Annotated in this window: 15 protein-coding genes; 12 read left to right on the forward strand and 3 right to left on the reverse strand. The window is 35.5% G+C overall.

Annotated features, from left to right (window positions below; all coding sequences use genetic code 11):
- Positions 1-277: 277 nt before the first annotated feature.
- Both I5677_RS00350 and I5677_RS00355 read right to left on the reverse strand, forming a co-directional pair.
- Complete coding sequence (locus I5677_RS00350; protein ID WP_197659568.1) at positions 278-1,255, reverse strand: N-acetylmuramoyl-L-alanine amidase; 978 nt, start codon at positions 1,253-1,255, stop codon at positions 278-280.
- A gap of 173 nt (positions 1,256-1,428) precedes the next feature.
- Positions 1,429-1,908 (reverse strand): acyl-CoA thioesterase, encoded by a 480-nt coding sequence (locus I5677_RS00355; RefSeq protein WP_197659569.1) that lies wholly within the window; start codon positions 1,906-1,908, stop codon positions 1,429-1,431.
- Positions 1,909-2,339: 431 nt separating this feature from the next.
- Between I5677_RS00355 and I5677_RS00360 the strand changes: the two genes are divergently transcribed.
- Both I5677_RS00360 and fba read left to right on the forward strand, forming a co-directional pair.
- On the forward strand, positions 2,340-2,552 hold the full coding sequence (locus I5677_RS00360) for a hypothetical protein (protein WP_197659570.1): 213 nt from the start codon (positions 2,340-2,342) through the stop codon (positions 2,550-2,552).
- A 292-nt stretch (positions 2,553-2,844) separates the two neighbouring features.
- Positions 2,845-3,783, forward strand: coding sequence for a class II fructose-1,6-bisphosphate aldolase (gene fba / locus I5677_RS00365; protein WP_197659571.1), 939 nt, complete (start codon positions 2,845-2,847; stop codon positions 3,781-3,783).
- 118 nt (positions 3,784-3,901) lie between these two features.
- On the opposite strand, the gene I5677_RS00370 is transcribed toward fba, so the two are convergent.
- Entirely contained in the window at positions 3,902-6,367 is a 2,466-nt protein-coding gene (locus I5677_RS00370) for an EAL domain-containing protein (protein ID WP_197659572.1), read from the reverse strand.
- A gap of 376 nt (positions 6,368-6,743) precedes the next feature.
- Between I5677_RS00370 and tgt the strand changes: the two genes are divergently transcribed.
- The 10 genes from tgt (at position 6,744) to I5677_RS00420 (ending at position 13,017) form a co-directional block, all read left to right on the forward strand.
- The gene (gene tgt / locus I5677_RS00375) at positions 6,744-7,877 is read left to right on the forward strand and encodes a tRNA guanosine(34) transglycosylase Tgt (RefSeq protein ID WP_197659573.1); all 1,134 of its coding nucleotides are present in this window, start codon (positions 6,744-6,746) and stop codon (positions 7,875-7,877) included.
- Positions 7,878-8,013: 136 nt separating this feature from the next.
- Positions 8,014-8,346: a preprotein translocase subunit YajC gene (gene yajC / locus I5677_RS00380; protein WP_197659574.1), complete on the forward strand. Its 333-nt coding sequence runs from the start codon at positions 8,014-8,016 to the stop codon at positions 8,344-8,346.
- Positions 8,347-8,715: 369 nt separating this feature from the next.
- Positions 8,716-9,288 carry a Na+/H+ antiporter subunit E gene (locus tag I5677_RS00385; RefSeq protein ID WP_197659575.1) on the forward strand — a complete coding sequence of 191 codons (573 nt, stop codon included), beginning with the start codon at positions 8,716-8,718 and terminating at the stop codon, positions 9,286-9,288.
- Positions 9,285-9,545 (forward strand): monovalent cation/H+ antiporter complex subunit F, encoded by a 261-nt coding sequence (locus tag I5677_RS00390; RefSeq protein ID WP_197659576.1) that lies wholly within the window; start codon positions 9,285-9,287, stop codon positions 9,543-9,545. Before I5677_RS00385 ends, I5677_RS00390 begins: the two co-directional genes overlap by 4 nt.
- Positions 9,545-9,841, forward strand: coding sequence for a monovalent cation/H(+) antiporter subunit G (mnhG, locus tag I5677_RS00395; RefSeq protein ID WP_197659577.1), 297 nt, complete (start codon positions 9,545-9,547; stop codon positions 9,839-9,841). The genes I5677_RS00390 and mnhG overlap by 1 nt, the downstream gene beginning before the upstream one ends.
- The gene (locus tag I5677_RS00400) at positions 9,841-10,404 is read left to right on the forward strand and encodes a Na(+)/H(+) antiporter subunit B (protein ID WP_197659578.1); all 564 of its coding nucleotides are present in this window, start codon (positions 9,841-9,843) and stop codon (positions 10,402-10,404) included. Before mnhG ends, I5677_RS00400 begins: the two co-directional genes overlap by 1 nt.
- Entirely contained in the window at positions 10,397-10,657 is a 261-nt protein-coding gene (locus tag I5677_RS00405; protein ID WP_197659579.1) for a hypothetical protein, read from the forward strand. Before I5677_RS00400 ends, I5677_RS00405 begins: the two co-directional genes overlap by 8 nt.
- Positions 10,650-11,039: an MnhB domain-containing protein gene (locus tag I5677_RS00410; protein ID WP_197659580.1), complete on the forward strand. Its 390-nt coding sequence runs from the start codon at positions 10,650-10,652 to the stop codon at positions 11,037-11,039. The genes I5677_RS00405 and I5677_RS00410 overlap by 8 nt, the downstream gene beginning before the upstream one ends.
- Entirely contained in the window at positions 11,039-11,374 is a 336-nt protein-coding gene (locus tag I5677_RS00415) for a sodium:proton antiporter (protein WP_197659581.1), read from the forward strand. Before I5677_RS00410 ends, I5677_RS00415 begins: the two co-directional genes overlap by 1 nt.
- Before the next feature lie 29 nt (positions 11,375-11,403).
- Positions 11,404-13,017: a complex I subunit 5 family protein gene (locus I5677_RS00420; RefSeq protein ID WP_197659582.1), complete on the forward strand. Its 1,614-nt coding sequence runs from the start codon at positions 11,404-11,406 to the stop codon at positions 13,015-13,017.
- Positions 13,018-13,093 lie beyond the last annotated feature (76 nt).

A 13,093-nucleotide genomic window follows, 5' to 3' on the forward strand; every position in this document is an offset into this window, starting at 1 on the left:
ATATATTAAATTGTGATATTGGATTAAGTTTATAAAATCATTTAAAGTGAAATATAGTTAGGTAAAAACGAATAAAAAAACAGGGATGTTTGTAAAGGAACAAATTCCCTGTTTTTTAATGCATACATAAACCGGAAGGACGATCCATTCTGATAACGCGAGGTTAAGGTTAGCAAAAAAATTAAACTTTATTTAACATTTGATAAGCAAAAACATAAATTCTAATATTACTTTTTATATCATGAGAGTCTGTATATTAATGTATTTGAATACATTCTTAATTTACAGGTATTTTTAATATTTGATTAACAAAGATTCTGGTCGATTTCATATCATTCATTGCCATGATAAGATCATAACGACTCGCATCACCTAAGTATTTTAAGCTTAATCGACTTAAAGTATCACCACTTTTCACGGTATAGTTCACATATTTAGCAACCAGAAGCTTTTGTCCTACATAGATAAGATCCGGATTCTTAATATCATTGAGTTCAACAAGTCGGTTAACAGTAGTTTTATTCGCTATAGCAAGGGCACTCAAGGTATCTCCCCATACAACATTATGATAAAGTTTGGTTATTCCGTTTTTATCCGTGACCTCCTCATTGTTACAGTTACAATACCGGTCCACGGCATTTGCTATTTCCTGTGCACATTCTTCCCAGAAATATGCATTCGCCATTAATTCCGAAGCTTCATATTCATTCGTCATAAATGCCAACTCGCATAAAATGGAAGCTTTTGTTTTCATCGTTTTACAATTGCACATAGCAAGCCTGGCTGCGCGAATACCACGGTTCCTTTGTGGGGTTCCTTGACCCAATTCTCTTATTACATAATCTGCAAGTAATTTGGAATCGGAAGGGTTTTTACTATGAATATAAACACCATATCCGTTGGCACTGTTAAAGCTGTCTCCGTTACCATAGGCATTAAAATGAATGGAGATGGAATAATCACAACGCTCTCCTTTTATTTTTCTTTGTCGAGAGCTTAATGAGTCATCCTTATCGTTGTTTGCATTTGCATCGTCCCAACCAGTACGAATTACATCATAGCCACGGGCTTCCAGCTTCGAATATAAAAGTTTGGCAACGCCTACATTAGCATAATGTTCTCTGTATTGTTCCCCTTTTTTTATATCGATAATTCCATCCCGGTTAATATCGACATCTTTAGTAAACGGAGGTGTTCTTTTTCCGCCTGTATTGCTTCCGTGACCCGCATCAATAGCAATTTTAATTTTAGGCATTCTATCATTCCTTTCTTCAATAATGAATTTAATTACAATTCGCTCTGCGTACCGGAGCATCATAAAAATTAAGTGGAGCGGAATCCGTGTTAATAATTCCGCTCCTACTATAATTTACTCTTCATTATGAATATGGTGACAAAAAAACCTATATTACGATGGATTTAATTACTTTAATAACCTTCTTTCCTACGTTTGTTGCGTAGGGCATGACGTTTCTTACCGGATTCCCATTCTGCCCGTTCTGATTCCGATTCTAGAATTAGTCTTGGAACTTGTGTAGGCTTACCATTTTCATCAAGAGCTACTAACACAAGATAAGCTCGGTTAACAACCTTACGCATCCCTGCTATATCTTCCACATAAGTATCAACCCGAACCTCCATGGATGTTTTACCGACATAAGTAATTCGGCCAATTAATACCAGAGTGTTATTAATATAAGCACCAGCCTTAAATTGTAAAGTGTCAATTGCCGCCGTTGTAACATTTCGCCCGGAATGGCGACGGGCAACAACTGCTGCAACCACGTCAATCCATTGAACTAACTGTCCTCCGAATAATCGATCTGAACCATTTATATGGGAAGGCATTAATATCTGAACTTGTTCTGTCAGAGAATCTGCCACACGTTTTGCTTCTTTTTCTTCCATTGTAGATTTAATCCTTTCGTATGCAATTTTTGTATAGTAGTAATTGTAATGTATTTATTCTTATTTTATACGTTCCTCTCAATTTAATCAAGACATACCTGTAAGTAAGCATCAGGGTAGTTAACAAAGAAGCGAGATGAAGGGGCTGTTTCAAATTAGTTAAACGGGGAAGTTTGAGGTAAATTATATTCCAACTGTTTATTATGAAACAGTCCCATTCTTATCATCCCGCAGAAGTGAAAATGAAATATATTCATAGAGAAGAATTGTAACCTTACTAGAAATGTATTACCAATAGTACTTTTATTATTTTATCGGGTAAATATTCCTACTTTTCTGAGCTTTTATACCACGGTGTTTTTCTGGGACCAATTCCCCATGGGGGTCTTGCAGGACCCGGTCTAAAAGGAGGTCTGCCCGGTATTGGTATTATGATAGGTCTACCCGGAATAGGATATACGATAGGACGGCCGGGGCCCCATGGAGGTCTGGGAGGTCTTGGTGGACCGGGAGGTTTCGGAGGACCCGGAGGCCAAGAATGCGGACCCGGAGGCCAAGGATGCGGACCGGGAGGCCAAGGATGCGGACCGGGAGGTTTCGGAGGACCCGGTGGCCAAGGAGGCCGACGTCTTTTATCATCATAGAACATTTTAATATCACTCCCCATAATTATTTCTAATCTTAATTTCGGAAAATGAACGTAATTACATTTCCGACATAAGACTGACCACACATAATCTTAAGATTATATACATAAGAAAATGAATTGGATGTTATATTATATGTTATAGAAAGCGATGTGCTAATTCTTAATCTATGGGAATTAAAAAGATGAAAAATAGAAAAATTTAAAAAAAACTTTTCAATAAGTTATTTTATGGTATAATATATGGAGCATTGAAAAATATTTAACAAATGGAAAGGATTGATAATAAGATGGCATTAGTGACAACGAAAGAAATGTTTCAGAAGGCATATGCCGGAGGCTATGCAATTGGAGCTTTTAACGTAAATAACATGGAAATAGTCCAAGGTATTACGGAAGCTGCAAAAGAGGAAAATTCACCTGTAATATTACAGGTTTCTGCAGGAGCAAGAAAATATGCAAAACATAATTATCTTGTTAAATTAGTAGAAGCAGCTTTATTGGATACAGATCTTCCAATTGCTCTTCATTTAGATCATGGTGCAGATTTTGAAATTTGTAAAGCATGTATTGATGGAGGATTTACTTCCGTTATGATCGATGGTTCTCATCATAGCTTTGAAGATAATATAGCATTAACTAAGAAAGTTGTAGAATATGCGCATGCTCATGGTTGTGTTGTAGAAGGTGAGCTGGGTCAGTTAGCAGGAATTGAGGATGATGTAAATGTTTCTGCTGAAGATGCATCCTATACAAGACCGGAAGAAGTAGAAGAATTCGTTTCCCGTACCGGTGTTGACTCTTTAGCAATAGCTATTGGAACAAGCCATGGTGCATTCAAATTCAAACCGGGACAGAATCCTCAACTTCGTTTTGATATCTTGGAAGAAGTAGCTAAGAGACTTCCTAACTTCCCTATCGTATTACATGGTGCTTCCTCTGTTTCTCAAGAGTACGTTAAAATCATTCAACAAAACGGTGGTAAATTAGATGATGCGATCGGTATTCCGGAAGATATGTTAAGACAAGCGGCAGGAATGGCTGTATGTAAGATTAATATTGACTCCGACTTAAGACTTGCTTTTACTGCAGGTGTAAGGCAGCATATCACAGCTAATCCGGATCATTTTGATCCTAGACAATTCCTTGCTCCGGGTAGAGATTTTGTAAAAGCATTGGTAAAACATAAAATTGCTAATGTACTTGGTTCTTCAGGAGCTGCAAAATAAGGCGAGTCTATGTTATAAAGTATTAGAAAATTACTAAATTAAAGAGGCTATTTCAAAATTTGAAATAGCCTCTTTTTTAAAGCCATGCATGGAGTAAAAGCATGGTCTTATGTCGTTCTTATGCTTTCCTTATCATATCGATCAGTGCAGGAGCATGTAATGGACCGCTATAGATAAATCCCTGTATAATATCACATTTTTGTTCTTTTAATAAGGCTAACTGGTTTTCATATTCCACACCCTCTGCCACTACCTTGATATTGAGACTATGGGCCAACTGAATGATTGATTTGGCGATTTGTGAATCCTTTTCACTATAACAGATGTTATCGATGAAGGATTTATCAATTTTTAGAGTATTAATTGGCATCTTTGTCAGGTAATTCAAAGAGGAGTATCCTGTTCCGAAGTCATCCAAAGAAACCTTGACACCAAGCTCCTGTAAAGTGTTTAAAAGCTCTGTAGCATCCATGATGGAGGAAACCAATGAACTTTCCGTAATTTCAAGCTCAAGATACTGAGGTGGCAATCCGGTTTCTTCTAAAACCTCTCTTAATAATGATATGAAACCGGGACGATTAATCTGTATCGACGATATATTAACAGACACCGGACGGGGAGGAATACCCATATCGATTAGTTCTTTGTTGAAATTGCATACCTCTTTTAATAACCAGGAACTTAATTCTATGATTAATCCGCTCTCTTCGGCAATCGGAATAAATTCCTCCGGTGTGATAGAACCCAGACGCTCACTTCTTATTCGCATCAATGCTTCATAACCTATAACAGTGGTGGTTTCCAATTCAATTAACGGCTGATACTGAATATAAACTTCCTTGTTATCAATAGCATTTCGTAATACTTCTACTATTAAGGTGTTGCGATTTAATTCTTCTTCCATCTTGGAATCAAATATTGTGAACTTATTCTTACCGGTATCTTTGGACTTATACATGGCAATGTCAGCATTTTTAATTAACGCATTGGGAGATAAGCCATTCTCAGGATAAACAGCAATACCGATACTCATAGAGACATAAACAACCTCATCTCCAAGATTTAATGGATTTCTGAAACAATCAATCATCTCAGAAGCAAATGCAACGGCTTCTTCTTTCGAGGAAATATTCTCCTTAAAAATCAAGAATTCATCTCCTCCGGCTCTGGCGAGCATGCCGTTTTCACCCATAATCGAGGTTAATATTTGTGCTGTTTTAATAAGCAGAGAATCTCCGTATTCATGTCCTAGGGTATCATTGACGGTCTTGAAATTATCAAGATCCACAAAATATACCGCATGGGATTTTGATGCCCTGGGAGATGAAATCAAAGCAGCATTTACATAATCTAAAAAAGCCAGTTTGTTTGGCAGATTTGTCAGGGTATCATGGTAAGCCAAATACTCGATGTGATCATAATTTGTTCTTAATTGTTCTTCATTTGATAAAAGTTCTTCGTGCATGGAAGCCAAATCTTCATAATTGGTTTTTATAATATGTAACATTTTATTAAAGTTCTTGGAGAGTTCTCCAAGTTCATTTTTACTTTTTATATTCGACTGCACCGTTAGATTGCCGTCCGAGGCAGTTTTCATTGCATCCCTCAGGGCAATGATTGGAGCAGTAAATCTTTTCGTTAGGGAATGGGCAAATATGATAATGAATATTAAAAGAACAGCACATATAAAAATCAGTAGAGACAGGATAATGCTTGTCAGAGATCGTAATTCTGAGATATCCTGTTTCACCAGAAGAACCCAATCAAGCTCAGGAATTACACAATATCCATAAACCCGATTTGAGCTATCATGAAAATATTCAAATTTGCCGCTGGAAGGGATGAGACCTTTATTATAATCATCTACGATACTGGATAAGCGGTCGGCGTGAATGTTATTACCAATTAATTCTTGGACCGGGTGATATATCACAGTCCCATCTTTGTCAAGAAGTATACCATAGCCTGTCTCACCGATGGAGATGGAGCTTAAAAAATCTTCGAAGTAAGATAAGCCCAAGGTACTGATTAGGTATCCAAGGATTGTCTCTGAATCACTATTTTGCTCTAAAATCGGATAACCAATCTCTATGGTATGCTTCTTTGTACTATTAAAGACATAAGGTTTAATACCGCTGACACCAACTGCAAAGTTTTTAGTAGCAAACATATAAGATAGTGAGATATTGGAAGCACCGTCAAAACCTATGATAGAGGGATTGCTACTGGCGATTATCTCGCGGTCAAAATTGTAAAGGGTCATTATTTCGCAGTCCTTATAACTGTTTTTTCTTATGGTTAACAATTTATTAACAGCGTCGGGTGAATAATTATCCGTCTGATTACTAATTCTGACCAGTGATTGGATTTCATCATGTATGGAAAGAAGCGACACTTCCGTTCGTTGGGTTTCAATTAAAGCAACCAGGCCACTCTGATTTGTCTCTGCTATTTTCTGGAGATTATCGGTTTGAACAGAAATAAGCCTGTGTGTAAGTAATCCGTGTGCTATTACGGAAACCAATACAACGGGTATAATTGAGGATATGATCAGCAAGATTCGCAATGATTTTTTGATCGACATAATAGCGACCTCCGTCAGTAGTTACGCTTGATTTTCTTTTTACCTAGATATAAATATTCTACCAATTACGCTAAAATAATGCAATAAAATTCTACTTTTGTGTAATTTTATGGGCATATTTTTCAAAATTATGGATAATTTTTCGCATATTATAAGAATTTCGAACCATGATAAAGATTTTTGTACTTTTTATGATTAGTAATCAAGATATGAGTAAGGGTGAAAGAAACGATAAATAATAAACATGGTAATAAAGCGTTTTTCAACAAATAAATATGAATTATGATTTTATAGTTGAAAATAAAGGGTATTAAGGGTATACTTGTAATGTTAAAAATTAAGTGAACAGCTTAAGAGAAAGTAGGCATAAAAGTAAATGTATAAATTAATCGAACAGGATGGACTTGCCAAGAGCGGTGAATTTACTACCGTCCATGGAACGATACAAACGCCTGTATTTATGAATGTTGGAACTGCAGCTGCAATTAAGGGAGCAGTATCAACCATGGATCTTAATGCTATCAAAACTCAGGTTGAATTATCCAATACTTATCATCTACATGTCAGACCCGGGGATAAGATTGTAAAGCAAATGGGCGGTCTTCATAAATTTATGGTGTGGGACAAACCCATCTTAACCGACTCCGGTGGTTTTCAGGTGTTTTCCTTAGCGGGACTGCGAAAAATCAAGGAAGAAGGGGTATATTTCAGTTCCCATATAGATGGAAGAAAAATTTTTATGGGTCCTGAAGAAAGTATGCAAATACAATCTAATCTGGCTTCTACCATTGCCATGGCATTTGATGAATGTCCTCCTCATCCGGCTACCAGAGAATATATACAGGCTTCTGTTGACAGAACAACAAGGTGGCTGATCCGATGTAGGACTGAATTAACCAGACTTAACAATCTAGAGGATACAATTAATAAGCAGCAGATGCTTTTTGGTATTAATCAAGGTGGTACTTATGAGGACATCAGGATTGAACATGCGAAACGAATTGCTGAGATGGATTTAGACGGTTATGCACTCGGAGGGTTGGCAGTAGGAGAAAGTCATGATGAAATGTATCGAATCATTGAAGATACCGTACCCTATCTACCGCTTCATAAACCGGTTTATCTGATGGGTGTAGGTACTCCGGCCAATATATTAGAGGCAGTTGACCGAGGTGTTGATTTCTTTGATTGCGTATATCCAACCCGTAATGGTAGGCATGGACATGCCTATACCAATCATGGTAAAATGAATCTGTTAAATGCAAAATATGAGCTGGATGAGAAGCCGATTGAAGAAGGTTGCGCCTGTCCTGCTTGCCAGAATTACAGCAGAGCCTATATCAGGCATTTGCTTAAGGCAAAGGAGATGCTGGGAATGCGTCTATTGGTTCTTCATAACCTGTATTTCTACAATCATATGATGGAGGAAATCAGGGATGCCATAAGAGGTAAAAGATATAAAGAATATAAGAAACAAAAGCTTGAAGGATTTGTTAGGAGCGAGGATTAGGGTAGGATCTCACTCAAGATTATCTAAACTACAATGGGTGTTTTGCCATGAATTTTTGTTAATTAGACGAATGAGATAGTACACTAAAAGTGAATAACATTGAATTATAGAAAAATGATTTTTAGGAGGAATAATAATGGGAAATAATTTTATGCTTTTACAGGCTGCGGGCGCCGAAACGGGTAATCCATGGTTCGCAATAATTTTACAAATCGGTTTACTAGGAGCGTTACTGTATTTTATAATGATTCGTCCTCAGAAAAAACAACAGAAGCAGATGCAGGCTATGCTATCTACATTGGCATCTGGAGACAGCGTATTAACCTCCAGCGGTTTTTACGGTGTGGTAATTGATGTAATGGATGAGATTGTTATTGTTGAGTTCGGTAATAATAAGAACTGTAGAATTCCAATGAAGAAGAATGCGATTGTAGAATTGGAAAAACCAAATGCGGAGAAAAATGCATAAGTAAGAATTCATAAATTGTGAGGCCGGAGCGGGTACTTCCGTTACAGGGTCGATGTTTTTCAAAATCACTAACATCTGAATACAATTGTTCGTAACAGAATTGACATTTAAATCAAATGTCATTCTGCCCCGTACAATTGCATCCAGATGTGTGATTAATGAAAAACAGTATCGATCCCTGTAACCGGAAGCACCCGCTCCGGCCTTTTTACGTTATGGAATTAGTATGCGGACTGCTGATTATATCATGCTTTACATTTTACATCTGCGAAGTTTCAGCAAGATAATATTATATGAGGTAGGGTAACGAAATATATGGAATTTTATATGAAAAAAGATGTTTACTCTGTCCTATTTTTAAGTTATGATATGGGTATAAAGAGTGTTAATTCCGGTACTTTCTGGAGTTGTTTAAATTTATCGGTTTGCTTTTTTTATAAATATGAAATGATTTATTTACTAGGTGATTTTATGAAAAAAATGCTGAAACATATTCCACTAGTTATTATTTTTACCGTCATTTGGATTATTCTTAATGAAGGTTATAAAACTATGCAGATTTTAACCGGAATAGGGGTCTCGATTATAACAATTATTTTTACAAATCGCTTTTTACTATTGGAGGGCTATAAAGAAACCTATAAGGTCAGCCCGATTGTTTTAATCAAGTACTTTTTTGTTTTGTTTGTTCAAATATATAAATCGGGAATATCTTCTATTAATAAAATAATTAGGGGAGAGGGTAAGGTGGGTATTTCTGAACATAAAACAGTGATAGATGATGAGCTACGTATATGTATGTTAGCTAATGCAATAACCTCAACTCCCGGAACTGTAACACTTGATAAGAAAGGGCAGGAGCTGACAATATTAAGCTTAGGTCGTATGGATGATTCTGTTCTTAAGATTTTTGAAAGGATATTAAAGGAGACTAAGGAATGAGTTTTTATCAGTACGTTCTTATGGTTTTAATAATTTTTGCAGCTATCGTACTAATAAGAGTTTTGAAAGGTCCAACCATTTGGGACCGACTAATGGGATTTAATATGATATCAGCTAAGATTATTATGTCGATTGTAATTTTGGCGGTAATCTTAAATGAGTCCTTTTTTCTTGATGTTGCACTGGCATATGCAGTACTGGGATTTATTGGTACTATTCTAATCGCTAAATTTATAGAGAAAAAGGGGGTTAAGTAATGGAGTACATATCAAAGATTATCGTAGTTCTGGCGTTGCTCTTTATGTCCTTCGGTATATTAGGATTGTTTCGGTTCAAAGATTTTTATTCTCGTATTTTAATCACTTCCAAAGTTGAAACCCTTGGTTTTATTACCATTATGTTTGGAGTTATGTTTCATTCGGGCTTTAGCTTCTTTACTTTAAAGGTGCTTCTTATTCTGTTTTTAATAATCATCACGAATCCTTTAGCCACCCATGCCATAGCAAGATCCGCTTATATAAGTGGATATACTAATAAGAAGGAGAAGAAATAATGTTGGAAAAGGTCTGCTTGATTATGATGGTAATTCTAGCAATTGCATCAATCAACACAGTTAAGCTTAGAGTGGCGGTAGTCTATCTGGCAATATTTTCGCTTGTTAGTTCCTATGTTTATTTATTATATAGTGCACCGGATGTCGCAATAGCAGAAGCCATAATGGCAGCAGGACTGACAACAGTAATATTTCTGGTTGCGATTAATAAGCATAAAGCAATTAAGATTTTTTACATCAATGATAATACAGAAAAAAATGATAAGAAAAATAAAAAACGAGATAAGGGCAATTATCCTCTAATTTTGAAAGATATAGAACGTTTTTTAAAACAAAAAGAACTGGAACCTAATATTATAACTACTTACGGCGATCCGAATGTAATTATTGAGAGGGAAAATTTTGATTACTTACTCCAAAAAACGGAGAATAAGGTTCTTATATTCGGGCGGGAAAAAGATCATCACTTTAAGGAGATGGAGGAGTTTTTCCGTTATAGGAAGTATAAGGGAATTGATGTTTCAATCATCCACTGTGAAGAAAGGATAGACAATAATGCGTAAATTACTTCTTACAATCTTGTTTGTTGCAATTGTGGTTTATGTGATTTCTATTTTTTTGGATACCAAAATGAATTTGGATCAGAGTATTATTACATACTATATACAGAATTTTTATCAGGATACCCATGCTAAGAATGGGGTTACTGCAATCTATCTGAATTACAGAGTTTTTGATAGTATCTTTGAAACGTTAATTCTTCTTGCAAGTGCTACAGCCGTAATCAGCTTTTCCAGGAGGCAGGAAAATGAATAAGAATTCTGAAATTATTGCGAAAATGACAGGTATAATATACCCTATTATCATAATATTTGGTTTTTATATTATCTTAAACGGTCATTTAACTCCGGGTGGAGGATTTCAGGGAGGGGCAGTTTTAGCTTCCGTATTTATTAGCAGATATTTAGTTCGTCCAATTAGTGTTTTTCGAATAAAATCCCTACAATCTTTAGAAAAATTATTATTCATCGTAATCATTGCTTTGCCCATACTATTTGTGTTTATGCTTTTATATAAACAGGCTGGTGAAATGAATGTAATCTATCTGGTAGGGATGAACCTTCTCATCGGACTAAAAGTATGTTGCGGTTTAACTATTATATTTTTTAGATTTGTATACTGGGAGAGTGATGATTGATGGATTATATTAACGGAGAAACGATAGCAATAGTTTTATTTTTCATAGGAGTGTGGGGACTAATTGCCAGACGAAATGTAATGAAAACCATAATTTCTATTGGTATTATGCAGACAGCAGTTATTTTATACTATATAAGTGGTAATTATATTCCGGAAAGTGTTCCGCCAATTGAAGAAATACCTGTAGATGCAGTAGTAGCTGATCCACTTCCACAAGCACTTATGATTACGGAAATTGTTATTGGAGCAGGTATTACGGCTGCCAGTCTTGTTATGTTTATTCATGTTTATCATAAATATGGTACTTCTAACTGGTTAAAACTAAAAAAATAAAAAATATGATCAGATAGGAGAAAAGAATAATGAATTTGTATTGGCTAATACTGTTACCTATATTATTTGGAGCGTTATACTACTTATTACCCGTAAGGATTTCAAAATACATATCAGTAGTATTTCAGGTGATTATGGTTGCATTAGCATTTGATGTATTTTACCATGTAAAAAACTATGGGCAATTGATTCATAATATTGGAAATTGGCCGGATTATATTGGAATAGCGTTGCGAGCAGATGAATTAGCTCTTGTGATGGTTCTTCTAACAACGGTTCTGTTTCTTGGGATGGGATTGTATCAATTGAAAAGTAACTATATAGATAAGTTGTTAGTGTTTTTGACTCTAGTTCTTGAAGGATTAATTATAGGTATATTTTTATCGAATGATTTATTTAATATCTTTGTTCTGATCGAAGTGTCAACAGTAATTATAAGTATTTTAATTATGTTTAAGAAAGACAGCCAGGCAATTTATGACGGTATTTTATATCTTCTTATTAATGTTGTTTCTATGTTGTTCTTTCTTATGGGATTAGGTATTCTGTATAAAACAGTTGGAGTTGTAGATTTTTATGGGGTGGAGAAAGGGCTTCATAATATAGATAATGCAAGAGTATTGATACTTCCATATGCATTTATTATAACTAGCATTAGCTTAAAAGTCGCTCTGATGCCTTTATTTAGTTGGCTACCCAAAGCCCATGGAACACCCAGTGCTCCATCTACTATATCAGCTATTTTATCCGGGTTGTATGTAAAGAGTGGGGTATATCTCTTTATAAGGGTACAGACCATGTTCTCCCCACAAATCGACACGAAAGAGCTTTTTTATATCATGGGATTTATGACAGCAGTAATTGGCTTTATTCTTGCAATGGCACAAAAGGATATAAAATTGCTATTAGCATATTCTACTGTATCTCAAATTGGGCTTATTATGATGGGAATTAATATGAATAGTCCCCAGGCACAGATGGGTGGGATTTATCATATTATCAATCATGCTTTCTTTAAATCAACATTATTTTTAACAGCCGGCATGATTATTGATGTTTATAATACAAGAAATGTATATGAGATTAGAGGTGTATGGAAACGGATGCCTTACGTTTCTGTGGCCACTATCTTAGCGGTATTAGGCATTGTAGGTGCGCCATTTTTTAATGGTAGCATCTCAAAATATTGGATTGCGTATGGAGCTAAGGACAGTTGGGCGGAATATGGAATTATGCTGGTTAATCTCGGCACAGTAATAACTTTTGTTAAATATACCGCTATGCTAACCGGTTTCAAAAAAGTCAAACAAGCTAAGAAAGAAAATACGGACATTTTGCAAAACTCTGTAGTTATCATTATGGGAGGACTATGCTTTATAGGCGGATTGTTTAGTGAATTTATTGTAGAATATTTATTTGGAACAGAATTGATGATTGATACGGTATCATACGCTTTGAAAAGTATGGCATTTATATTAACCCTTATTATAGGAATAGTAATCTTTAAGTTCTGGTTAAAAAAGAGCAGTATCCCAAGTAAGTTAAATAGATTCGAATTAAGTTTTAACGGTATATGTCTAGTGATTACATTATTCTTTGTGTTTATGGTAGTGTACTTGGACTTTCAATTACCTAAGGGATAAAATTTATCGCAAATAAAATAACCTTGAGGCCGGAGCGGTTACTTCCGTTACAGGGTCGATGTTTTTCAAAATCACT

Source organism: Mobilitalea sibirica, from assembly GCF_015999265.1.
Lineage (GTDB): Bacteria > Bacillota > Clostridia > Lachnospirales > Lachnospiraceae > Mobilitalea > Mobilitalea sibirica.